Below are 25,256 nucleotides of genomic sequence, written 5' to 3'. Positions count from 1 at the left end.
TGATTATAAAGGAGCTGGATCGTCCATGGAAAGCACCCATGAATTTGTGCAAAAGGTAAACGAGAACGCCGAGAAGGCCCGTCATAACAAGAACAATGGTAAAGGAACACCCAGCGACAAGCTGCCAACCAAACAGCACGGAACCAAAAAGTAAGTTGACTGACTGAATTGTTGTATTTCCGACTAAGCTTCCTTCGTAATCAATGTTCCCGCAAGAGAAAGGATCTCGCGATAGCGATCCTTTCCTCTTCTTTCCTTTCTATCAAACCGACTTCACTTTCAAGCTTTCTTCAATAGTATTCGCCTGTTTATATAGCATGGAGTAGTTCGTCCAGCACATCCTATCACTACTTTTCATTTAATATAGCGAACCTATTATTAATAGAGAAGAGATGATACGATGGCTTGTCGAACTTGTACAAAAGCACCACGTCAACCTGATCTCGTATTAATCTATTGGTCCAGAAACCCGCTTGTGCCGGGGTCAGCTCGAAGAATCAGAAGTGTTCGTGTGATTGGAAACACATCACCATGCACATTCTCCCTGGTACCTGGTGCTTTATTAATCAATGCTCTAAACTGTTTGCTGGATCATGATATCGGTTTTAAAGTCGTATATCGTAAAAACACATCCGCGATCTCCGGGGTTATCTTGTTGAAACGCAAATAAGAAATGAAGCCATCCCGTTTTTTAACCACATGGAGAACACTATAGTCCTAATATATTCCAAGTATATTCAAGCACCAAAAGTGCCACAATACAAATTCAATTGTACTGTGGCACTTCTTGTTTTTTTATTTATTGGCATTAATGACTTCATTGACTTCCTGTGTAATCTGATCTCCACCAAGCTTTCTCCAATTGGCCACAAAGTTATCAAATTCATCAATCGACAGGTTACCATAGATAATTTTCAAAAATGTCTCCGCTCTAAGCTTATCCAGTGTAGCCTGCTTCGTATTCATGGTTCTCGTTGGTGCATATATAAATTCATTCATCACGATCAGGTCATTGTCACGGTAGTACTTGATCACGCCTTGCGAGCTCTCCGGTCCAAAGATGCGTTCCATATGCCATTTATCCAGATTGCCGTTACGGTAATCCATAATATCATCATAGAACAGCTTTGCTTCAAGCCCAAGTCCTGATAGGTCTCCCGTTTTCAGGGCCTGTTCCACTTCGTCCTGGGCTTTTACGTTTTTGTTGGCAGGCAGATTGGACACCGTTGCGTTATGAAAACCAAGCCCGGTTAAACCATTCAAATAATCTGCGCGTTCCTTCTCAGCCGATTCTCCGAACATCTTCTCTGCCTGGAAGTTCAGCAGCTTAACGAGTGCTTCCGGATGCTCATACCCTTTGCGGACTGCAAATATGCCGCCCAGACTGAGGTGGTTCTGTGTTTTGGCTGGCTGATCATCGATGGATTGTACCGGATATGGCAACCAATCGACATTCTGGTCTTTCTTGATCATACTGCTGACTTGAAATGGAGCCCATTGCGGCAAAAAGAACATGCCAGACTTCCCAGCGTTCACGTCCTCCATCATCTTCGCAAAATCCTTTACCCCGAATTCGGGGTCCAGCACACCCCTTTGATATAAATTCTGCAGTTCTCTCAAGCCTTCCTTCACCTCAGGCTGAATGGTACCATTCACAACCTGTCCGGATGCATCCTTGATCCAGGTTTCGAGATACCCATGGTACCCCAGCAGGAACGCATTGATTGGCAAATCCTTGTTCAGCGCGATTCCGTACGTATCATCTTTACCATTGCCATCCGGATCTTCGAACGTAAACGCTTCGGCAATCTGAATGACATCCTGCATCGATTTTGGCGCCTCAAGCCCAACCTTTTTCAGCCAGTCCTGTCTGATCCAGATCATGTCCGATGAATCCAGTGAACCCGGAAAGCTCACCATGGCGTAAATCTTGCCATCTTTGGTCACGGGTTTCAATCCTGCTCCACCTTCTGCAGACATAAATTCCTTGACCAGATCCGATGCGTACTTATCATATACATCCGTTAAGTCTTCAAGCATGCCCGCTTCATGCAATTGCTCGAACTGCACTGCACTTACTTTCAATACGTCAGGCAAATCTCCGCTCGCAAGGGTCACATTCATTTTATCGTTGTAATTGGCATCCGGCACAATCCAGTCATACGTTACTTCAATGCCGAGCTCGTCTTTGTATCCGCGGGTCCAAATATTGTTCGCATGTGTATCCCCTTGAGCAAGCGATTCCTTACCCGTTTCGTTCATCGTCGAGGTTAATTTAATTGGTGGGTCATACTTCGTGAGTGGTCCTCCAGCGTCCTGCTGTGTACTGGGCTTGGTTTCGCTCTCTTCATTACCAGCATCTGATGTACAGGCTGCAAGAGTCCCTGCCAGGATCATGCTAAGCGTTAACAATGAAAGCCTTTTGAATGACATATTCATACGACGAATCCCCCTTTTTGTTCCTCCCGTGAGGTATGTGTTTATTGTATTAAGAAAGCGCTATCAGTTCGAGTGGATCTCGTTTACATCTGGTATCTTTGATTTACCATTTTAAATGGTTTTTAACTTTTTTGATCCCTATACTCCTGAGGTGTGCAGCCGATTGCTTTTTTGAAAAAACGATAAAAGTAATGCTGGTCACTGAACCCGACCTTAGCGGAAATTTCATGCATTTTACACGAAGAACCGAGCAGCAGTTCCTTGCTTCGTTCAATACGGCGATCATGAATGTATTCCGAGATGCCTTTACCCGTGATTCGTTTATACCAACGAGACAAGTACGAAGGATTGAGAGAGACTTCCTGCGCAATACGGGTAAGAGAGAGATCGTCCTCCAGATGATGCTTGATGTATTGATGGATCGAGATCAAGATTTGAGACTGGTCATTCAGGCGGGTATCGCTCCGCTTCGATATCATCCATTCAAAGGCAGACTGATAGAAGATGACGAGTTCGGGCCACGGTGTATGGATATCAAAATGCAGCATGCGGGAGAGACCCACCTCTTCCTTCGCAGGCTCATATAAACCCAATTCATGAAGCAGTTCAATCAAGATACTCCCTGCTTCGGCGAATACCTTCATTCGAAAGAACGGATCTTGAAGCCCCTCCTTCGAACTTTCAGACCATTTCTGAAATGAAGTCATCCATTCGCTGTCACCCGCTATGATGTGCTGCTTGACCTGATCCAGATGCAGCGACACAACCGCTTGCTGGCTCAATGGGCTTGGTACCACGTTCATATTCGGCTGCACGTTGACACGAAGCAGCTTTTCCATCCCGAGTCCAGGTCCTTCATGAATGGATAATCGCAACTGAGCGACCGCCTGATTCAGTTCCATCCAGGCTACAGCCTGTTCACTCACCATGATCGACACCGAGAGATTAAGGCAATCTGCACACGATTGCTGCACAGACTCCAGCGTTCCATAGACAAAGCGAAGCGTTTGCTCCCACTGCTCCTGTGCATTCACACGATACGCTGTACTTTCCGCAGCTGGTTGGATCAAACAAGCAATCACCTGATAATCCAGATCAATCGCCTTGACTGTCGACTTGTCCTGAAGCAGCTCCTCTGCCACATTAGCCACAGCATACCTGATTAAACTTCGATCGGCCTGCGTCTGATAGTTGTTCCATTCCTCCACTCGTATAATGACTGGAATAACACACTCCCCTGAGCGAAAGGGAAGCTGTACAGCATCCAATTCCTCCTGAAGTGAGGCAACATCATGCCTTTCCGTTCGTTTCATAAGATCAAGCATTAACTGGCGCTGCAGCTGGGGCAGGGCTCTTGGCAGCTTGCTGCGGAACCAGGCATTCTGATACCTGAAATCATTTTCCTCCGAGATTTGTGCCAAAGCACGTTCTACTGCCATACGAATCTGACTCATGCCCTCCGTCTTGAGAAGGTAGTCCACCACACAGGGATTGCGTATGGCCTGATGTGCATAATCGAATTCGTTATGGCCTGTCAGCAGCAATACTTTGCATCTGGGCCATCGGTCCATGATTTTCTCAATAAGCTCCATGCCATCCATTCCAGGCATACAGATATCGCTAAGCACAATATCCACCTTTACGGAATTTAACCACTCGATCGCTTCAAAGGCAGAATGAGCCTTGATAATCTCCATGTCCTGAAGATTCGCCTTCTGAAAGAAGGCATATAATCCGTCCAAAATGACCGGTTCGTCATCAACGATCAGCATCCGCTGCATGAGGCAGCTCCCCTTTCCATGGAACATTCACTACAATACATAAACCACCCAGTTCACTGCGCCTTGCAGCGAGACCGTACTCTGAACCAAACTTGATTTTCAACCTTTGGTTCACATTGATAAGCCCCGTAATCTCTTCATCTTCCTGTCTATGCGCAGGCTCTCCAAAGGACTGATCCAGTTGAGCCAGCATCTTGTCCGTTAACTGATCACCATCATCTTCGATCAAAATGGACAATATGCCCTCTGCCGTCTGATAGGAGAGTTTAAGAATACCTCCCTGACTTCGTTTGGCAAGTGCATGTTCGAAGACATTCTCTACGATTGGCTGAACAATGACTCTCGGGATTGCAATCGATCTGTACATAGGGTTCATATCCTCAATGAGCAGTTGCACCCTTGATCCAAATCGGATCTTCTGAATCGCAGCATAGACCATCGCATGGTCTACCTCCTCACCGAGCGATACTTCGGTATGGGAGTCACGTGACATATACCTGAAATACTGACCCAGATAGTCGGTAAACTCCTGGATTAATTCGACGTTCTCTACCTCTGCCATCTGTTTAATACTGAACAGACTGTTGTATAGAAAGTGAGGCTGAATCTGGGATTGAAGATGTTTGAGCTCTGCTTCACTCGTTCGTATTCTGGCAACATAATTTTCTTCGATCAAAAGATGTAAGCGCTCTATCATATGGTTGAAACGAGAGTATAAATATCCGAATTCATCCCGTCTTGAATGCGGAATACGGATGTCAGGCTGCCCTTGCTCCGCCATTCTGAATCCTTTAACGAGTGCAGATAACGGCTTGTGAATCGACTTGTACGCGGATAATGAGAAGATGACAATGATGACTATCGACATCACAGTTAACATCCATAACCATAACTTATATCGTTCCAGTGGTGCCTGAAGCACTTCTTCAGCAATACTGGAGGTTAGTGTGAATGAATGATCCGAATCATAGAGGGAGTAATACAAATGATCATCGGAGTGGTATCTCGTTACCTGCTGCGAATCCTGCGATTCCGTTGGGAGCATCTGTAATAGTTCAGTAGAGACAGCCTGCTCTGAGGAGGAAATGACGACTTCGTGCTTGTCACCAAAACTCAGGGTGATATCACTACCGCCCGTTTCTGACAGCTGCTGCAGCCTATTCTTCAGCTCATCTGCAGATAAGCGTATACCCAATATAAAATTGGGCGGCTCCTCGTGATTCATATTGTACGGATTACTCTTCAGGAAATAGAGATCATCTGCAGAAGTCGATAACTCCCCATTCAAATTCCCCATCGTGGCCAGCAGATCTTTCCACTCGTCGTCCTCAACGCTGCGGATGCCATCCACTGCACTTACCCGCTTATGAAGCGCAGGCACATAGTACACAACATCACTGATGTAAGGACTGGTCACCATGATCTGACTGAGTTTCTTATGGATGTCATTCAGACTGGATGTAATCTCATACCGGCTCATAATGGGTGCTCTTGTACTTAGCGTGGACATCGGTTCATCGAACGAAAATTCATTGACGAGACTGCTCATTCGTTCCAATTCGAATTGCAGATGATTGTGGTAGAAGTGCAGCTTGGAATCATGCGCATTTTCCACTTCGGTCTGCATTTGCTTGGAGCTATTGTGTGTAATTATGATGCTGCTTCCATACAACGGGAGAATGACCAATACAAAAGCAATCATCAGTTTGACCACAATGGAGTTGGTCTTCCAGCTGCTCCCCAATAATCTCATTGCCCCTTCCACTCCTCTCCTCAAGCAGCAAAAAAGGAGCCGGAAATCGGCTCCTCTACTCGGTTTTCCTCCTACCGATCTTATCCCTTTACACTGCCGACAACAAGCCCATGGACGAAATACCGCTGCAGAAATGGATAGACGAGCAGAATGGGGATCACGGATAAAAAAATCTGGGACGCCTGGGTCGTTCGATCGGACACCTGGCTTAACAGCGTTGCATCCTCCAGCGTCATCATTTCACTCTGGATCATCGTCACCTGCTGCAGCATGGATTGCAGATACGTAGCGAGCGGATAATGTTCCGGGCTTTTCATATAGATCATGCCATCAAACCAGGCATTCCAGTGTCCGACCATGGCGAACAACGTGATGGTTGCAATGCTTGGCAGGGAAATGGGCAGATAGATGCTCCACAGTGTACGGAAATGCCCTGCACCGTCCATCCATGAGGCTTCTTCCAATTCTTTTGGCAATCCTCTGAAGAAGTTCAGCATCAGCAGTACATTGAAGATGGGAACCGCCCCAGGTAATATCAGTGCCCAGATCGAGTCCAGCAGACCTGCTTCCTTGACGACCAAATAACCTGGAATCAACCCTCCACTGAACAGCATCGTGAATACAAATATCCAGGCATAGAATGTTCTGGAACGAAATCTGGAAGCTTCTTTGGAGAGAGGAAAAGCCACGAGAATTGTGAAGATCAGATTCGTGGCAACTCCCAATACCACCCGAAGCAGACTCGTGCCAAACGAGTTAAGGAACTGTTGATTTTCCAAAATGTACTTATAGGACGATAGCGTGAAATCCACGGGCCAGAACGTAACATTCCCTGCTTTTACTGCATCACTCGAACTGAAGGATATCGCCAATATATTCACGATTGGAAACAGACAGAGCAAGGCAAGAATCGTCAGGATGACGTAGTTAAAACCTAAAAACCAGCGATAGGCTCTCGATGCATGGTGCATGATTCTGCCTCCTTTCTAAAATATGCGATAATTGGCGAACCGATAGGCCAGGAAATAACCAAGTCCGATAAAGATAAATGAAACTACCGATTTAATGAGGCCAAGTGCCGTAGAAACTGAATATTGGGCATCCTGCAAACCAATTCGATAGATCATCGTATCCAGGATATCACCGGATTCATAGACGAGCGGGTTGTATAAATTGAACACCTGATCGAAACCGCCATTAAGTACGTTTCCTAGACTAAGGGTAACCATCAGAATGACAATCGGACGAATTCCCGGCAGCGTAATATGCCAGGTCTGCTTCCATCGCCCTGCCCCGTCCATGACGGCGGCTTCATAGAGAGACTTATCAATGCTGGTCAGTGCTGCCAAATAGATGATGGTGCCAAAACCGAACTCTTTCCATTGATCCGTAATGACAAGTATGTACGGAAACCAATCGTTGCTGGCCAGAAATTGAATGGGCTCCATCCCGAGTGACTTGAGCAGCATGTTCACGATTCCACTGCTCGGGGATAACACATCCACGATAATGCCGGCCAAGATGACCCACGAAAAAAAGTGGGGCATATAAATGACCGTTTGAATCGTTCGTTTAAATCCGGTTTTGCGTACTTCGTTGAGCAGCAGGGCGACGAGCACCGGAATCACAAGGCCGGAACTAATTTTCATGACAGAGATGAATACCGTATTCCACACAACCTGGCCAAACCCTGGAAGATCAAACAGGTATCTGAAGTTATCCAAGCCTACCCAGTTCATGTTCTTGAATCCGGCAATCGGAGAGAAATTCTGAAAGGCAATCGAGAGACCTGCTATTGGAATGTAACCGAATACAATAATGATGATCAAACCTGGCAGAATCATAAGATGAAGCGGAATGTTTCTGATAAATTGTTTGTAGTTGGAACGCATGAGCTGTCTCCTCCTTCAAAATTTATTATAGGAGCAGGCATGCTGAGGAAATAGTGTAGGTTATTTACTTTGGGTATCTTCTGTTGACTCTGACTTTGAATAGGGAATAATGGTTGCAATGATGAAAATAAACAGTTAAAATGAAAAACTTCATCAGATCCATACATATCTCAGATTACGGGGTTAATTGCCAAATAAATCCTCATATCTGAAACCTTATTATCCTGTGTTCGTAATGTTATTCACTTATTAGATCGTGCAAGTCAGATGCTTAAATTTGATTACAAATGAGGGATATCATGAAAAAACAGTTTATTGTGCTTGGCCTTGGACGGTTTGGGTCTAGCCTGACACGCACACTCATTAACAATGGACATGAAGTGCTCGCCGTGGACAAAAATGAAAATTTGGTACAGGAAATGTCATCCATAGCCACCCATGTCGTTCAGGCAGATTGTACTGACAAATCAGTTCTTATGGAACTCGGAGCAAGCAACTTCTCACATGCTATTGTTGCAATCGGTGAAGATTTGCAAGCCAGCATTTTGACGACACTTATATTGAAGGAACTGCAAGTGCCCGTCGTAACAGCCAAGGCTAAAAATGATAATCATGGAAGTGTGCTTAGCAAGATTGGTGCAGATCAGATTGTTTATCCGGAACGGGACATGGCTACCCGACTGGGGAATCAGCTTAGTTCCGACAATATTATTGATTCCATTGAATTATCAGCTGATTACAATCTCGTCGAGATCAAAGCATCCGAACGCATGAATCAGAAAACACTGCAAGAACTCAATGTTCGGGCAGCCTATGGCTGCACTGTTATTGCCATCAAAACGGGAGATGACCTGAACATCTCACCCCTAGCAGAAGATATCATCCGGACTGGAGATATGCTCTTGTTGATCGGAAGTAACGAGGACATACGAAATTTGGAGAGTGACTATGGTAAAAAGAAATAAACACGTAACGATAGGTTCTTCTCTTAATAAAATGGAGTCAACTGTAAACAAGCTAAAAAATAACATGAATCCTCCACAGCTCATCATGATTATTTTTTTCGCTCTAATCTGGATTGGAGCGATATTGCTAGCACTACCGTTGTCAGCCAGTGACGGAAAATCAATCGGATTGCTTGATGCCTTATTTACGGCAACGTCTGCCATATGTGTTAACGGGTTGGTTGTCGTCGATACCGGGAGTGTATTCTCTAAGTTTGGCCAAGTCATCATTATGATTCTGATTCAGGTTGGCGGATTGGGATTCATGACGCTAGGCGTTATGGTTGCCATTATATTGGGTAAGCGGATTGGGTTAAAACAAAGGCTCCTTATTCAGCAAGCCACCAACTCCACTTCTGCACAAGGACTAGTTAAGCTTTCGCTTTATATCGTCCTGATCGCATTTGCATTTGAAGCTCTGGCTACACTGGTACTTACCGTTCGATGGCAAGGTGATCTTGGATGGGGACAAGCCCTCTATTATGCACTTTTCCATTCGGTATCTGCCTTCAATAACGCGGGATTCTCACTATGGTCTGACAGCCTTTCACCCTTTGTCGGCGATCCGGTTGTGAACCTTACCATTATTACGTTATTTATTAGTGGTGGGTTAGGCTATATCGTGGTTGTGGATCTCTTTCGCAAACGTTCATGGAAAAAGCTTTCTTTGCATTCCAAAATCGTGATCATCGGCAGCTCTTCGCTTTATCTGATAGGATTTATCATCATCTTTTTACTAGAAAATTGGAATCCATCTACGTTTGCGGATTTGTCTTATAGTGAACGTGTATGGGCTGCCTTATTTCAAGGTACCGCTCCGAGAAGTTCAGGATTCAACACCATCGACATTGGCAGTATGCTTGCAACCTCCCAATTTTTTATTATTATTCTGATGTTTATTGGGGCTTCTTCAGGCGGAACAGGTGGAGGCATTAAAATAAACACCTTTGTCGTGCTCGTTCTGGCGACTATACAAACCTTCCGAGGCGGCGGGCAAATACATGCTTTTGAGCGCAAAATAGCAGAAGAAACGGTTATGCGTGCACTTGCTGTTGTCATGAGTTCCTTGGCCTTTGTGTTAGGTATTTCGATACTTCTATCCATTTCTGAAGGAATTCTTGAAAAGCACTTTCTCGATGTTCTGTTTGAAGCGACGTCTGCTTTTAGCACGACAGGGCTTTCGATGGGTCTGACCAGCGAGCTGAGTATCCCTGGTAAAATCATTGTCATTTTTACAATGTTTGCAGGTCGGTTGGGTCCATTGACGCTGGCTTTTGCTTTGGCTCAGAAAAAACGTACGTCCAAAATTGGTTATGCCGAGGATCATGTCCTTATTGGGTAGCTGAAGTGCAACCTCAATGAACCAACAGCCTTGATTTACTTTTTGTTCACACCTAAATACCCTCTTCATGCAGACATTACAGCGTCTGTATAAAGAGGGTATTTTATTAATATTTGCTCTAGAAACGACTAAGAATCAATACATTAACTGAATGAGCGGGTAACTGGAGAACTACGGATTCACCGTCCAGACCAATCTCCTGTTCCTGTGGAACCACCTTCTCATCATTCTTCTGGTTCACATTCGGAACATGAACCAAGGATTGATCTCCGCTGAGTGTGATCAACCGTGCTGCAGATTTCACATTCAGATCCTCAAATAGGACGTGTGTGGCTTTGTCCACGCTATCGGCATTCACCAGTTTTACATATACATGCTGTTGATCTCTCGTTACGGAATGGAACACCTCACGGTTATATGCTTCGAGCTTATAATCCAGCACTTTACTGGTTGTATGTCCGTCTGTGTATGAGCAGATCAAGTTCTTCCCTGTATCGCCACCATAATTGACAGTGATCGTATAATCGGTACCGCTCTCCAGCGGTTCATAATTCGCAGCTCTCAGGTTACCCGCTGCTGAACTTGATGAATAATCACCGAGAGTATATCCTTCGATACCTTGTTTGTACACTTTTACTCCCGTTGCATCACCACCGTAACCAATCGCATATTCAATGACATCCTTCTTGTCAGATGAAATATCCGTAAGTCCGACGCCAACATAGAAACCGTCATCACCCGCCAAGCGCTTGGTTTCCACCTGCACCTTGTAATTGGTCCATTCTTCATTCAGAAGATATATCCCGTTCAGACCGCTGGTCTGCGCCTTCAGAATAAGTCCGTTTCCAGCTTCAAGTGTATATCCGTTCGAACCAGGAATCAGACCCCACTGCTCACTCAGTTCCGTCTGCTCCCTGAAATCTTCACTCAACAGCACGCTGCCATCCTGATTGGATGTGACCGTAACCCGTTTCACGACGATCTCCGCATTCCCTGTTGCAATCTCTATCCCTCCGTGAGGGATGAGTTCCACCTGTTTTCCTTTGCTGTACGTCTTAAACGAAGTGCCAATCACTTGATCTCCAACGTATTTCGCAAAAAGGTGCTGAACGTAGTAGTTCGGGGTATACCATACCGTTTCATCGTCAAACCAGATGCAATCCGGTGTCCAGCGATAGGTTCCATCCGTCAGCACTTTATTGAACAATGGCGCGTAGGCAGCCAAACGAACGACATCTGCATTGTTTTCGAAGCCGGTCATAATTGCTGCTTCTGCAACGGCACCCGCCAGTGTATTTTTGTCCGTGGATGCGTACTCTCCAACAAATACTTTGGAAGTCTCTTTCCAGTTAATTTGCCCATCTTCATGATATACCCGATGGTAGTAGTTATAACGATCCACGTTATTAAGCAAGTAATCATTGGACCGATAATAATGTTCGTCTGCAATGGTATCCATGTAATCATCCTGCTTCTCATACCAGGTTACCGTTTCTTCAATGACCTTCTGTCCATCTGCAAACGCAACTTGGGCCGAACCCGTAAGGTTACCGCTCAGGAACTTCCAGCCTTGTTGGTATGCATCATCGTCCGCTTGTGCACCAACGGTTGAAATGATATGCAATTCATGATCCGGATAGTTTAGTTTCATATAATCATCAATGGATGCTTTGAACACTTCAAAATTGGCAAAAAATTCGGTTCCCCAGTTCTCGTTACCTACACCAAGGTAGCGCAGATCGAACGGCTTAGGGTGCCCCATCTGGCTGCGTATTGCCGCCCATTCGTTATGTTCAACATCTGTACTCAGAGCAAAATCGATCAAATCAGTAAAGTTTTTGATGTAATAATCTCTTAAAGCGCCGCCAGCTGGATGTGCGTAATCCGAACGAGCCTGACACAGAACTCCACAGGCCATAACGGGAACCGCAGCAGCATTCAAATCTTCCGCGAGCTGGAAGTACTCCATGTATCCAAGCCCCATCGTCATCATGTAACCCCAGACATTGTAGTTCTCTTTGCGCAGCTCAACCGGACCAACCGAGTCCTTCCAGTCGTACACATTATCCCATATAAAGGACCCCTCCGAGATGCAGCCACCCGGAAAGCGTAGAAACTTGGGATGCATATCAACGAGAGCCTGAACCAGATCCTTCCTCAGTCGATAGTTCGGATTCCCCTTGTAGTTGGCATGCGCTGAGGCGGAAATGCCTGCTTCATCCGGAATTGCGCCCCATACGTTCCGTGGGATCAGAGACACCATATCGATGGAAATATCTCCTTCAAACGTAAGCGCGAGCTGTCCAAGTGCTGTCTCTGTTCCGGTAAGAACAAGAGCCTGATTACTCGTTTCCGAATCTACCCTGACTGCACCATACTTTTTCCAGGTACCTCCTCCATCTACATGAACCTTGACGGAATCACTGATTGCAGCATCCGAGCCATCTTGCAGTTGTATGGTGATCGTACCGGCCGATTCTGCCTTTGCCCAGATGGTGAAGTCGTATTGTTCATCTTTTTTGATGGACATGGCACAATGTTGATTGGTATCGGAAAAACCGCGATTTCGTATTGTAGCGCCATCCTGAACCGTCACATAGTAAGCATTTGCATCCGGGTCTTCGAGTTTGAAGTGTTCATTCAATCCACCTTCGTGATGTACATTCATTTTGCTGGTATCACCGGACCAGGCGAATAACGGATCCCGGTTCCGCCCCGTCGAACATCCGCATTCACCGGAGGTATGTGAATATGTATCAAATGCAAAAGATTCAAATGAACGGTTCTGGACCAGCTCGGCATAGATTCCGCCATCCGCCGCATTGTTAATGTCCTCGTAGAACAGACCGTACATGACCTCGCTAATATCAGCGACTTGCTGATCGCCGTGGATTGTTATGGTATAAGGCGGCAGATCCTCCGGCAATACGGATACGTCAAAACATTTACTTAGCGTGCTTTCACCTTTACTCATGATCGCATTCAAGCTTGCTTCCTGTGCCGAGGTAATGGGCTGCACTTCCCCATCATGCGACAGCACTTCTGGGTGATTGGACTGCCAGCGGACCTGCACTTTACCACCTAGCAAGTCAACAGGCAGCGAAATATTTTTCGTAATAATTGTGGTCGGAAATGATAAATATTTATCTCCTGCCAACGTAACAATCTCTTCATCGGTTAATGATTCACACATGACTTCGATGACTTCATCCATGGTTAATCCGGCCTGATATATCCGAAAATCAGACAGTGATCCGGCAAAATCAACGTCGGCTGCATACTGAGAGCGACCAATGTAATTCAGGCTGTAATTGGCCGAATCATTGAAGGAATCGAACCATCTGCGCAGCTTCGCATAATTACCACTAGACGTCTGACTGATGGACCCATCCGCTATTCTCTCTCCATTTACATAGACGATCGGGCCAGCACTGCTAAGCGTACCTCCCTGAGTACCAGCTACCGACAGAGCGATATGCATCCATTCCCCCGTTGCAAATCCTCGGCCCGGATCCACAACCAAATCCCCTTCTGCAGACATCGTTCCTCTCAGTTGTCTTGTCAAAAACAGATTGGGGCTCTGTTCTCCTTTTCCAAAGTCAAAAATGCGTTCCCACACATTGGAGCCCTTGTTCAGATGTACCCAGGCTGTAACAGTGATGCCTGTTTTATCGCTTACATGTTGAAATAGATCTGAAGGTAACTGCAGGTACGACGTTCCATTGTCCCCCCCTGCAAAAGTAGCTGCATTCCTCCCACTCACTTTCGCCATTGACGGCACGGAAAGACCTGCAGCAATGCCATCCTTGCCTTGGCCGGAGTAATCCTTACCGATGTTGCCCGCATCCTCAAATTTGTAGTGTGCAATGATATGATCCTGATAACTGCTCATTGTTATGCCTCCTATGTAAATCATCGATTAATTCACAAAAGCATGAATCATTAACAAATTTATAAATGTATTATATATTCGTTATAGTACTCATTTCGAATTGAATTTTCAACAAAAAACTTATAATCGGTGTTAAATTCAAAATAAATTTAAACTTTAGCTATTCATTTCGAATTTTTAACTCGTTTCAAAAACATGGTTTACAAAAATATAAATTAATTGATATTATAGCAAATGTAAGCGCTTGATTCGAGCAATAACAGAAAGGAGGACTGCACTACCACGTATATTCGCATAGATTTTTAACTTGTTTTATATTTTGTGAATGAAGAAAGGGGACACGTATGAAGCGTTATTTGGTCATTGCACTTAGTACGGCATTGCTCTCTGCACCAGCTCTTTCGCCAGTCTCCGCTTTGGCGGACAATACAGCCTCAACTGCTTTTAATTCGCAAAGTTCCACTATATTAAACAAAAATCAGCTGCCTGCGTTTAAGAACGTCTCCGTTCATGACCCTTCTGTCATCAAGGTAGATGACACCTACTATGTATTCGGCTCACATCTACAGGTGGCTAAGTCCAAAGATTTAATCAGCTGGGATTCCGTCGCTTCAGGCGTCACGGATGATAATCCCGTCGTTCCCAATGTAACCAAGGAATTCGCAGAAGCTCTGCAGTGGGCTCAGACGGATACGCTCTGGGCAGCCGATGTCATTCAACTGGCAGATGGCAAATTCTATATGTATTACAATGCCTGCAAAGGGGATTCCCCGCGGTCCGCCCTTGGCGTCGCCGTAGCGGACAACATTGAAGGCCCATACAAGGATCAGGGACTTTTGCTAAAATCAGGCATGTGGGATGAAATTAGTGAAGATGGCACCATCTATGATGCGACCAAGCATCCAAACGTGGTCGATCCGGATGTGTTTTATGATAAAGACGGCAAGCTATGGATGGTGTACGGATCTTATTCCGGAGGGATTTTCATTCTTGAAATGGATGAGACCACTGGCAAACCCCTGCCGAATCAAGGTTATGGCAAGAAGCTGACCGGAGGCAATCACAGCCGAATCGAAGCCCCTTATATGCTCTATAGTCCCGAAACCGATTATTATTATCTGTACTTGTCTTATGGCGGACTCGCGGCTGACGGTGGATATAACATTCGTGTTGCCCGCTCCAAAACACCGGACGGTCCCTTCTACGATGCTGAAGGCAACGATATGATTAAGGTTATGGCAGACAAGGATAAACCGTTGTTTGATGATGAATCCATTGAGCCATTTGGCGTAAAACTGCTCGGGAACTACCTGTTCGAGAGGCAGATCGGGGACCCCGGCACCGGCCAGGGGACAGGATATGTATCTCCAGGACACAACTCTGCTTATTATGATGAAGAGACCGGCAAGCACTTCCTCATCTTCCACTCCCGCTTTCCGAATCGCGGAGAAGAGCATGAGGTACGGGTTCATGAGATGCATATGAATTCCGAAGGATGGCCTGTCGTATCTCCTTACCGTTATGCAGGCATAGAGAGCGATTATGTTCAAGTGACCGAACAAAGTGCAGCCGGTTCATATAAGTGGGTTAATCACGGGAAGGATATCACAGCTGAGATCAAGTCCTCACAGATTGTTCAGTTTGCAGCAGACGGCCAGGTTACTGGTGCTGTAACAGGGACATGGAGCCTCTTGGAGGACAACAAGGTACGAATAACGTCCAACAATGTGGTATACGAAGGCGTCTTCACCCAGGAATGGGATGCTGAATCCCAGCAGAACGTGCTGACCTTCAGTGCTCTCTCTTCATCTGGTGTAGCGGTCTGGGGAAGTCAGATGAAAGCGATAAAGGATCAGGATGTGGTGCAGGCGGTGAAAAAGGATCTGACGCTTGGAAATACGGAGAATATTTTCTATGACCTCTCCCTTCCCACCACAGGTACACGGGATAGTCAGATCACATGGAAATCTTCTCTTCCCTCTGTCCTATCGGCTGACGGAGTAGTTAATCGGCCACGCAGCGGCAAAGGGGATGCCAAAGTAAAATTGACCGCAATCATTCGAAAAGGGACGGCCACCGCTACCAGAACGTTCAGCGTGATCGTGCCTGAACAGGCTGCTGGCCCACTGCTGGGCGAGTATACGTTTGATAACAAAAAACTCGCTAAAATCGCACAGGATTATAGTAAAAACGGTTATCATGGACAGTCCTTTAATGTAGTAGGCTCAGCAATTAGCAGCAAGAATCAGGCTGCTGCCTTTAACGGAAAAGACAGCTACATTCAACTGCCTGGACTCCTCACAGACACCACGGACTTTACGTTCAGTGCTTGGGTAAACTGGGATGGCGGCGGGGCTTGGCAGCGTATATTCGACTTCGGCAATGGTTTGACCAGACATATGTTCCTTACACCATCCCAACATAACGGTGCTCTGCAATTCACCATTCATGATCAGGGCCGGGATCAGAGTCTGATCTCGACTGAAGCACTGCCCATCAACCAATGGGTTCATGTGGCTGTTACATTGCAAGGAGATACGGGCACCATATATGTAAACGGCAAATCAGTCGTAAGCAGCTCTGAAATTACGTTTAATCCGAAGGATCTAAAAGCTGCGGAAGCCTATTTGGGCAAAAGTCGATATGCTGCCGATCCGTTCTATCAAGGCAAAATGGATCAGGTGAGAGTATATGACAAAGCGCTAAGCGCCAAAGAAATCCAACGTCAAGCAGAAATCAAACCTTGAACGGTTGGACTGGATTCCCCCTCATGATCTGAGTGAAATAGATAATTGCACATAAAGTAGCCGAGCTTGACTGGCTACTTTATTTTTTTGTTTCAAGGACATCTGAAAATAACTCCAAGCTGCAGACTCCCACCTACTATTTATCTACCCGGGTAATGAATAACCATGCTAAGTCGGTTCTCTGAAACTCCAGAGTTTAGATAACGATGCGGCTTGTCTGCTCGAAAGCGAATGGACTCCCCTTGTTTCACCGTAAACTCTTCTCCCCCGACATGAATTGTCATTTCCCCTTCAAAGACGGTAATAAACTCCTCAGTTCCATCAATGTGCGGCTCTGCACTCCATGAAGCTGCCTCATCCATCTCCAGGACATCCTCTTAATTTATAGTGCAATTTCAATGTTAAAATAAACAAAAAAACGTCCACTCATGTGCTGAGTAGACGCTGTAAGATGATTAGAAACCGGATTTCCACCAATGTTCCATCGGATAAATTCCGGTATGGATCTGCACCTTTTCTCCAATTTTCGGAGTTGCGATATTGATATGTGCATTACGTGCTGCCTGGGTAATTCGTTCAACTGGATCAGTCCAGGCATGGTAGGCTAAGGTGAATGCTCCCCAATGAATAGGAATGAGGAGCTTTCCTTTTACATCCAGATGGGCTTGTACGGTCTCTTCCGGCATCATATGTATGTTGGCCCACCGTTCGTCATATTGTCCACATTCCATCATCGTCAAGTCGAAGGGGCCATACTTGTCGCCGATTTCCTTGAAGTGAGGTCCGTACCCGCTGTCCCCACTAAAAAACACCTTTGTCTCGTGTCCCAAGATCACCCATGAGCACCATAGCGTGGAGTTACGATCGAATAATCCTCTCCCCGAAAAGTGCCTTGCAGGCGTGCATGCCAGTGTCAGACCCTTGAATTGAAGTTCATCCCACCAGCCATGCTCAGTAATTTTATCCGAAGGCACACCGATTTGAATCAAACGCCGACGTACGCCAAGCGGTACGATAAACCGTTCGGTTTTATTCATCAGCCTCCGAATCGAGGAATAATCCAGATGATCATAGTGATCATGAGATAAAATGATGGCATCCAGTGGCGGAAAATCTTCTGGCTGGGCTGGCAAATTAACATTGTAGCGCTTCGTCCCCACCCAGGATATCGGAGATGGACGGTTACCCAGCATGGGATCAAAAAGCAATCGGGTTCCTTCCATTTCAAGCAGAAATGCCGAATGTCCGAACCATGTCACTTGCGGATGATCATCAATGTTTACCGCTTCGATAAACTCACTTTTCACTATCGGTATATGACTCATAGGTCTTCGTTCCTGACCACTCTTAAGGGAATCCCGAAGCATGCTCAGCATAGCCTTCAAGCTCATATTCATCGATGTTGGAATCTGATTTTCGTATTTGGTCATCTTATTACCTTCTGTTCTTCATAATGGCTGGTTCACTATGAAATAATGGATTCATTCTCCTGGGATTGAAACTGCTCCAATGCGTGCTGAACTTCTGAAGCTGTAAGACCGTGCCGAAACAGATATTCCTGTATTCCCCTCACTTCTGCTTCATCACCAGCCTGAACGCCATTGATTTTACGGATCACCGCTTCTTCCATACCTTCTCGCTCGGATCCTGCAGGCTCACATAGCCAAAAATCAGTTCTTTTCACATGTCCCTTGTGGGTCCAGAGCAAATTTTCATAACGTATCACATCCCAATCCCGATAGCCAGACTGAATCTGCTCAAGTTCGCAATATAACATATCGTAGATCAGGTTGCACGGAATATGCCCGAAGTACTCTCGATACTGTCTCAGATTATATCCATCTATCCATTCGGTCAAGATAAAATGTCCTGGAGAGTAGGCATACAGTTTCGGGACATGACGGTTGCTTTGCATGGACATGATGGCTTCGCTCTCGAGTTCTCCACCGATCTTCCCACGCTTGGTGTACACTTTGAGGCAATACTCCTGTACTTTATAGACGACAGACTGTTTTCCCAGCAGCGAAGCCTGCATGTTCAGATGCCCGTTCCGTTCATAGCGCAATAGCATATCTTCCAGATGTGGTGGTAATGGTTGAATGATTTTCATAAAAGAGTTCTCCTTGATCGATTATCAGAGCTAAAACGTTTTCCACTTTGTGATGAATCTTACTTCACTTCACTATTATTGTCGCTAAACTAGACGTTGAACATATCCAATTTCGCCAGAACATGAACTATTTGCTTTCATATTTATATATGTGACTTTTGACGTACTGCAGCTGATCTTTTCCACTCTAATGGATGGAACCCGTTACATGTCAAGGTGTCAAAATATAAAAAACGATGTCCCCCAGCCGCACTGGAAGAACATCGTTTAATGTTGCGTGATATTGAATTAATGCATAGGGCCTTGTTGACCTTGTTGTGATCCAACCTTCACCCGTTTAACGAAGAAAGAGATCACCAGACCAATCACGGCAAGAACCAGTGCAAACACAAATGCGTTCTGTACCCCTGATGTGAAACCAGCGAGCTGGTTTTCCGGGCTCTCCGGGTTAGTTACATTGCTCAAGAAGCGAGTCTGACCCGCGCTCAGAATACTTACGGCAACCGCAGTACCGATCGCACCGGATACTTGCTGTAATGTATTCATGATCGCTGTACCGTGAGGGTAATACTCAGGCGGCAGCTGGTTCAAACCGTTCGTTTGAGCAGGCATCATAATCATGGAAATCCCGATCATCATGAACACATGCATCGTAATGATTGTTCCCAAAGCCGTTGTTGGCGTGATGCCAGTGTACATGAACAGTACAACAGCCACGATCGCCAGGCCAATGATAACGAGCCATTTGGGACCAAATTTATCAAACAAACGTCCCATAACCGGAGACAGGAATCCGTTCAGCAAGCTGCCCGGCAGCAATACCAGGCCTGCAGTCAGTGCTGTAACAGCCATACCTTGCTGCAGATACATTGGAAGGATCAGCATTGATGACAACATCATCATCATACAGATGAAGATCAGAATCAAGCCGATCGTAAACATTGGATATTTGAAAGCGCGCAGATCCATCATTGGCTGCTTCATCCGCAACTGACGGATGCTGAACAGCAGCAGGGACAATACTCCGACAACCAGAGTAATTACCACAACAGGGCTGGTCCAGCCTCCGCCTGTTTCCCCATGTCCTCCCGCGCTGCTGAATCCATATACAATCCCGCCAAAACCGAGGGTAGACAATATAATGGAGATTACATCAATTTTCGGCTTGGTCAGTTTTGAAATGTTCGGCAAGAACAGCAGACCACACACCAGCGAGATAATGAAGAACGGCAAGGAAATCCAGAAAATCCAGTGCCAGCTCAGATTAGCCAAAATCAATCCGGAAATACTCGGACCACTCGCTGGAGCAAACATGATTACGAGACCGATCAATCCCATGGCAGCACCACGTTTTTCAATCGGGAAAATAACCAAAATCGTGTTAAACATCAAAGGCAGCAACAGAGCTGTACCTACAGCCTGCAGTACCCTTGCAACCAAAAGCAGTTCAAAACTTGGTGCGATTGCAGCAACAAGGGTTCCCGCAATCGAAAATATCAGAGACGTTGTAAACAACTGTCTTGTTGTAAACCATTGTAATAACATACCGGAAACCGGCACCAAAATACCCAGTACGAGCAGATAACCTGTCGTCAACCATTGAATCGTTGTAGGTCCAACTTCAAGCAGGGTCATCAGCGGCGTCAGTGCCACATTAAGCGCTGTTTCACCGAACAGGCCGATGAATCCGCTCAACAGCATCGCGAATAATATGGGCAGTACCTTATATTGCTTTGTTTCTTCTTGGTCCTGTACAGAACCAGCCTTCATGGAAACCTCCACGATCCATCCTCCTCAAACATTATAACTGTTTCTCTCTTTGTGCAGACTTATTGAATCCCTCTGGCATTCTTAGCCACACTTGACAAATAATCAGCAGCCGTCAGCAGAGGCTGTTTATCCTGATTGGTCAGACTGATAATCAGTGCTCCCTCCATTAAAGAGATGACCAAAAGACCCGTTTCTCGTGCTTTCTCCTCACCAACGCCCTCCATCATCAGATGTTTCGTAATGATGTTCTGCCAATTGGCGAATACACCCTGGCATGCCACACGCAGTTGATGACTGATACAGGAAGTCTCCACGGCTGCCCAAAAGCTGAATGGCAGAAACCCCGTGAAACCAGCCGCTTCCGTTTCATCAGCCATGTCATGAATAAATCTCTGGATGGCATCTCCTGTGGTCTCATGGGCTGCGAAGGTATCCTCGAATTTCTGCATGATGTGTTCATTGGCTTTCTGGATGCACTCGTGAGCGAGCTCTTCCTTGCCGTGCGGAAAATAATGATATAACGATCCTTTTGGCGTACTGCTCTCCTTAATAATCTGATTAAGACCGGTCGCATGATATCCTTGTGAAAAAAACAGTCTGGCTGCTGTGCTGACAATTTGTTCTTTAGCATTAGACTTTTCACTCAATGGAGCCACTTCCTTAATCTGAATTATAACAATCGGTCTACATAATTAAACCCGTTTCCAGAAGTACTGTCAACAACTTTATCAAAGAAATGTTATGGAAACGCTAACAGTTTGTTGTCTTCATATTAAAAGAAGCGAAGACACTGGTTATCGGCAAAGAATATAAAAAGACGGCTCTTTGGTCATAACCCTGTCAAGTAGACAGTACAAAAAAAAGACAAGATTTAAGCTGCGGCCGTTTCCCGGTATTCTACCGGGGAACGGTCGTTTAGTTTTTTCTGAAATCGGTTTTGGTTGTAAAACAGTATGTATTCATTCACTTGCTGCTCAACCTCTGCTTTGTTTGCCGCCTTATTCAAATAAATTTTCTCCGTCTTCAAATGAGAGAAAAAAGATTCAACACAGGCATTATCTAAGCAATTTCCACGCCTGGAGTGACTGCCTAGCATGCCAAGCTGGTTTAGTTTACGGTTAAATGGCTTCGACGTATATTGAAATCCTTGATCTGAGTGTAGGATTACGCCATTCAGATCCACGTGCTGACGGAGTCTATCCAGCGTGTCATGAACTAAAGCAAGGTCATTTCGTTCAGAAAGATGCCACGCTACAATTTCGTTATTGTATAAATCCTGAATAACAGACAGATACACAAAGTGTTCTCCAGCACGAATATAGGTAATGTCCGTAACCAGCTTCGTTCGTGGTGTATCCGCCTGAAACTGACGCTCCAGCCGATTTGGGTTTACCACAGAGGCTTGTTTTCCAAAGAATCGACGCTTTTTTCGAATGACAGAACAGATGCCTAATTGTTTCATTAATCGGTACACCTTTTTGTGGTTGACTCGAAGGCCTTCCCGTCGTAAAGCAACGGTCATTCGAAGATAGCCAAAGTAAGGATGCACGCGATGAATGGCAAGCAAATGGGATTCTAGTTCATGTTCTTTGTGTCTACGCTCTTTTGCGGCTGCTATGCTTTTTCTCCACTTGTAATAACCCGAGCGGGAAACCGCAGCTAACTTCAAGAGCCAAGCCAGACCATGGCGTGCTCTCAGGTCCTCAATGATTTGAAATCTGGCTGCTTTACTCGTCACTCCTTGTGTAGATTTGGATATTGCTTTTTTAAGTATTCAATCTCCGCCCGCAAATACGCCATCTCTTCTTCCATACTGGAAAACTTGGTTCTAGGGCGTCCCCGTTTGGGTGTAGCAGGTTCTAGACTCATTCCCTGTTTCGCTTTGGCTGCCCACACTTGTACCTGAGATTTATTTTGAATATCTAAACGCGTCGCTACTTCACGTATACTCATATGTTCTTCGTTGACCAGCCGGACGGCCTCCAATTTCAACTCCAAGGAGTACCGCCGGTATGTTTGTCCTTTTTTAGCCATGAAAAAATCCCCTTCGTTTACATGATTAAGTTCATCTTAACAGATGTCTTTTTTCTCATGTCTACTAAAAGGGGATAATACCACTTCGCCGCCTTGATTCTAATACGTTTCCTCGTACTCGATCCTGAAAAAATCAACATTCCGTTTACCTGGCCACACGTTTTCATAGAAAACCAATCTGATCTACTCTACTATCTACATTTATAACTTTCCTGAATGATCCCAGGCCTCGGCGTTCAGCTCACTATTAATGCTAACCGCCGCGAGCGCGCCTAACGAAGCTGCAGTAATCGCCTGATATATTTCCGATGCAGCATCTCCTGAACTAAAGACACCTGGTACGGACGTTTTGGCCAACTCATCTACCTTAATTGTCCCCGACTCCGTTACCTCACACCCCAGCGTTTGAGCCAGGTGCGAACCGATGACAAGCTTGGGTGCGAAGAAAATGCCTGTACACTCCACAGTATTTCCATCCTCGAGCACAATCTGCCTAACCATTCCTTCCTCTGATTCAATGGATTGGATCGGCGTGTCCAATACAGACACCTGATGCTGCTTCAACTCCTCCCGCTGTTCTTCCGTCATTCCAGTTCCGTTCGTTAGTATGGTGAATTCGTTCGTCCAACCCGATATGACTTTGGCCATGTGTACGGCTTTATCCCCACTCACAATGATGCCAAGGGGTTGATCCCTCAACTCCCAGCCGTCACAGTATGGGCATACAAAGGCACTCTTGCCATATACCGCGGACAGTCCGGTAATGTCGAGAGGCTGGTCTTTTTTTCCGACTGCAAAAAGAAGCTTCCGGCCTCTTACGATCTTTCCTTCTACCGTAGTTACTTCAAATGAACCTTCCGTTCCTGCGACCGCAGCGGCCGTGTCCTCCATGATATGTACAGATGGATAGGCTCGGATCTGCTCTTTGGCAATTTGGCGGAATTCACTAGGCGTTGCTCCGTCTCTTGTCAAGAAACCATGAGTTTCACGAGTCACCTTATTACGAGGTCGCCCTTCATCGATAACAACAACCTCTTTTCTGGCTCTTCCGAGGACCAGTGCAGCATTCAGACCGGATGGTCCCCCGCCTATAATAATTACATCTACTGTTTTATTCATTTTAAACACCCTTTCCAGATACTTAAAGTCCTTAATTGATCCAAAAAAAGATTCTCTTCTTCACAGCCTATGGATTAAAACAGTAAACCCTGACAATAACAACCAGATAGGCTATAATAAAGAGAATGAAATTAAAATCAATTAAAGATCCTTGATATCTACAATAGACCCTTAATTTCAAAAATGCAAGTATAATTTTCTCATTTATTATGATATCTTTGTTTTTTTCATGAATTCTGTAGCACAGAAATTCAATTTTAACAATTAAAAAAAACCTTGTTTTTAAATTGTTCACAATCAATTGACAGTATTTTTAAACAAAAACGTGTTTTAATTCACATAGTAAACTAAATGCTATAATAAGGGCACGAGATATATAAGTATAGATATAGGAAGTGAGCATTTGAAAACACTGAATAAGGGGTCTCAACCCAAAATTGAACTAGAGTATAGCTCCATTCCGAAAGTATTCTTTGATACGATTAAAGTCGGAATCATCAAGTCCAATCTGATTGCCATGCTTGCCGGTTTGTGTCTGGCATTGTATGTATTTGATGCCTCATTCATAGCCAACATTGTGCCGATCATACTGTCTGTCATTGGCTCCTCCCTGATCATTGGGGCTGCTGGTGTGTTCAACAACTTGTACGACCGGGATATTGACGCGATTATGGAACGTACAAGAACACGTCCGACCGTTACGGGTCAAGTTGATACCAAGTCCGGACTTATTCTGGGGATCACGATTACGGTGCTCGGGGGCATTCTACTGTATATTGCTTCACCTTCAGCAGCCGTATTTGGTATCCTGGGATTGTTGCTTTATGTCTTCCCATATACCATGTGGACCAAACGTACAACAATATATAATACGGAAGTAGGCAGCTTGTCCGGTGCCGTTCCACCACTGATTGGTTGGGCAGCAATCTCACCGGAACTTGGACATTTCGAAATCTGGGCTTTGGTTGTTACCATGCTCTTGTGGCAAATGCCTCACTTCTACGGTATTGCCATCCGCAGATTTGACGAATATAAGGCAGCTGGTGTCCCAATGCTTCCTGTAGTCAAAGGAATCAGACGTACGTATATTCAAACGAATGTGTATCTGGTATTGTTATTGCTTTCCAGCTTTTTATTCTGGCCGCTTAGCCCGTTAGTGGCGATTGTTGCTTTCTTGGTCAGCTTGGCATGGCTCATTCTTAGCGTGGCAACATTTGATCGGAACCAAACCAAGAAATGGTCACATAAAATGTTTATTTTCTCCATCAATCACATTACGATTGTATTCCTGGTGATCATCGCTTATTCCCTGATTGCACAGCTGCTCAGATAAAGAATTGCAGCAATCTTGAATACAAACAAGCCGTACAGAC

The 25,256-nt window shown here is 45.3% G+C and carries 18 protein-coding genes; 5 read left to right on the top strand and 13 right to left on the bottom strand.

Going from position 1 to position 25,256, the window contains the following annotated elements; genetic code table 11:
* The first annotated feature begins 25 nt into the window (after positions 1 to 25).
* The gene (locus F4V51_RS13080; protein WP_095358309.1) at positions 26 to 154 is read left to right on the top strand and encodes a DUF4023 family protein; all 129 of its coding nucleotides are present in this window, start codon (positions 26 to 28) and stop codon (positions 152 to 154) included.
* A 641-nt stretch (positions 155 to 795) separates the two neighbouring features.
* Here the strand turns inward: F4V51_RS13080 and F4V51_RS13075 are convergent.
* From F4V51_RS13075 to F4V51_RS13055, 5 genes are all read right to left on the bottom strand, one after another.
* The gene (locus F4V51_RS13075; RefSeq protein WP_153978292.1) at positions 796 to 2,439 is read right to left on the bottom strand and encodes an extracellular solute-binding protein; all 1,644 of its coding nucleotides are present in this window, start codon (positions 2,437 to 2,439) and stop codon (positions 796 to 798) included.
* Between the two features lie 122 nt (positions 2,440 to 2,561).
* A complete protein-coding gene (locus F4V51_RS13070) occupies positions 2,562 to 4,220 on the bottom strand; it encodes a response regulator (RefSeq protein ID WP_153978291.1) in 1,659 nt (552 codons plus the stop codon).
* Positions 4,198 to 5,973, bottom strand: a complete 1,776-nt coding sequence (locus tag F4V51_RS13065) for a sensor histidine kinase (protein WP_153978290.1) — start codon at positions 5,971 to 5,973, stop codon at positions 4,198 to 4,200. Before F4V51_RS13065 ends, F4V51_RS13070 begins: the two co-directional genes overlap by 23 nt.
* Positions 5,974 to 6,053: 80 nt before the next feature.
* Positions 6,054 to 6,944 carry a carbohydrate ABC transporter permease gene (locus tag F4V51_RS13060; protein WP_127535962.1) on the bottom strand — a complete coding sequence of 297 codons (891 nt, stop codon included), beginning with the start codon at positions 6,942 to 6,944 and terminating at the stop codon, positions 6,054 to 6,056.
* A 15-nt stretch (positions 6,945 to 6,959) separates the two neighbouring features.
* The gene (locus F4V51_RS13055; RefSeq protein WP_153978289.1) at positions 6,960 to 7,865 is read right to left on the bottom strand and encodes an ABC transporter permease; all 906 of its coding nucleotides are present in this window, start codon (positions 7,863 to 7,865) and stop codon (positions 6,960 to 6,962) included.
* Positions 7,866 to 8,164: 299 nt separating this feature from the next.
* On the opposite strand from F4V51_RS13055, the gene F4V51_RS13050 reads away from it, so the two are divergent.
* Both F4V51_RS13050 and F4V51_RS13045 read left to right on the top strand, forming a co-directional pair.
* Complete coding sequence (locus tag F4V51_RS13050) at positions 8,165 to 8,830, top strand: potassium channel family protein (protein WP_095287409.1); 666 nt, start codon at positions 8,165 to 8,167, stop codon at positions 8,828 to 8,830.
* Positions 8,814 to 10,211, top strand: a complete 1,398-nt coding sequence (locus tag F4V51_RS13045; protein WP_153978288.1) for a TrkH family potassium uptake protein — start codon at positions 8,814 to 8,816, stop codon at positions 10,209 to 10,211. Before F4V51_RS13050 ends, F4V51_RS13045 begins: the two co-directional genes overlap by 17 nt.
* Positions 10,212 to 10,329: 118 nt before the next feature.
* Here the strand turns inward: F4V51_RS13045 and F4V51_RS13040 are convergent, their stop codons facing one another.
* Positions 10,330 to 14,103, bottom strand: a complete 3,774-nt coding sequence (locus F4V51_RS13040) for an alpha-L-arabinofuranosidase C-terminal domain-containing protein (RefSeq protein WP_153978287.1) — start codon at positions 14,101 to 14,103, stop codon at positions 10,330 to 10,332.
* A 344-nt stretch (positions 14,104 to 14,447) separates the two neighbouring features.
* Here F4V51_RS13040 and F4V51_RS13035 point away from each other — a divergent pair, with 344 nt between their 5' ends.
* Positions 14,448 to 16,850, top strand: a complete 2,403-nt coding sequence (locus F4V51_RS13035) for an arabinan endo-1,5-alpha-L-arabinosidase AbnB (RefSeq protein WP_153978286.1) — start codon at positions 14,448 to 14,450, stop codon at positions 16,848 to 16,850.
* A gap of 140 nt (positions 16,851 to 16,990) precedes the next feature.
* On the opposite strand, the gene F4V51_RS13030 is transcribed toward F4V51_RS13035, so the two are convergent.
* From F4V51_RS13030 to F4V51_RS13000, 7 genes are all read right to left on the bottom strand, one after another.
* Positions 16,991 to 17,212, bottom strand: a complete 222-nt coding sequence (locus F4V51_RS13030; protein WP_153978285.1) for a cupin domain-containing protein — start codon at positions 17,210 to 17,212, stop codon at positions 16,991 to 16,993.
* A gap of 93 nt (positions 17,213 to 17,305) precedes the next feature.
* The gene (locus tag F4V51_RS13025) at positions 17,306 to 18,280 is read right to left on the bottom strand and encodes an MBL fold metallo-hydrolase (RefSeq protein WP_153978284.1); all 975 of its coding nucleotides are present in this window, start codon (positions 18,278 to 18,280) and stop codon (positions 17,306 to 17,308) included.
* 35 nt (positions 18,281 to 18,315) lie between these two features.
* A complete protein-coding gene (locus tag F4V51_RS13020) occupies positions 18,316 to 18,960 on the bottom strand; it encodes a protein kinase family protein (RefSeq protein ID WP_153978283.1) in 645 nt (214 codons plus the stop codon).
* 288 nt (positions 18,961 to 19,248) lie between these two features.
* Entirely contained in the window at positions 19,249 to 20,730 is a 1,482-nt protein-coding gene (locus F4V51_RS13015; RefSeq protein ID WP_153980684.1) for a DHA2 family efflux MFS transporter permease subunit, read from the bottom strand.
* Positions 20,731 to 20,789: 59 nt separating this feature from the next.
* Positions 20,790 to 21,377: a TetR/AcrR family transcriptional regulator gene (locus tag F4V51_RS13010; protein ID WP_153978282.1), complete on the bottom strand. Its 588-nt coding sequence runs from the start codon at positions 21,375 to 21,377 to the stop codon at positions 20,790 to 20,792.
* 224 nt (positions 21,378 to 21,601) lie between these two features.
* A protein-coding gene (locus tag F4V51_RS13005) for an IS3 family transposase (RefSeq protein ID WP_416226484.1) occupies positions 21,602 to 22,764 on the bottom strand; the annotation gives its coding sequence in 2 pieces (ribosomal slippage) (positions 21,602 to 22,500 and positions 22,500 to 22,764; 1,164 coding nt in all).
* Between the two features lie 201 nt (positions 22,765 to 22,965).
* Positions 22,966 to 23,883, bottom strand: coding sequence for an NAD(P)/FAD-dependent oxidoreductase (locus F4V51_RS13000; protein ID WP_153978281.1), 918 nt, complete (start codon positions 23,881 to 23,883; stop codon positions 22,966 to 22,968).
* A gap of 403 nt (positions 23,884 to 24,286) precedes the next feature.
* Between F4V51_RS13000 and cyoE the strand changes: the two genes are divergently transcribed.
* Positions 24,287 to 25,216, top strand: a complete 930-nt coding sequence (gene cyoE / locus F4V51_RS12995) for a heme o synthase (protein ID WP_127535973.1) — start codon at positions 24,287 to 24,289, stop codon at positions 25,214 to 25,216.
* Positions 25,217 to 25,256 lie beyond the last annotated feature (40 nt).

This window comes from Paenibacillus xylanilyticus, from assembly GCF_009664365.1.
Taxonomy (GTDB): Bacteria; Bacillota; Bacilli; order Paenibacillales; family Paenibacillaceae; genus Paenibacillus; species Paenibacillus xylanilyticus_A.
The sequence above is the reverse complement of the archived record's forward strand: the minus strand, read 5'-3'. Positions and strand labels throughout refer to the sequence as shown.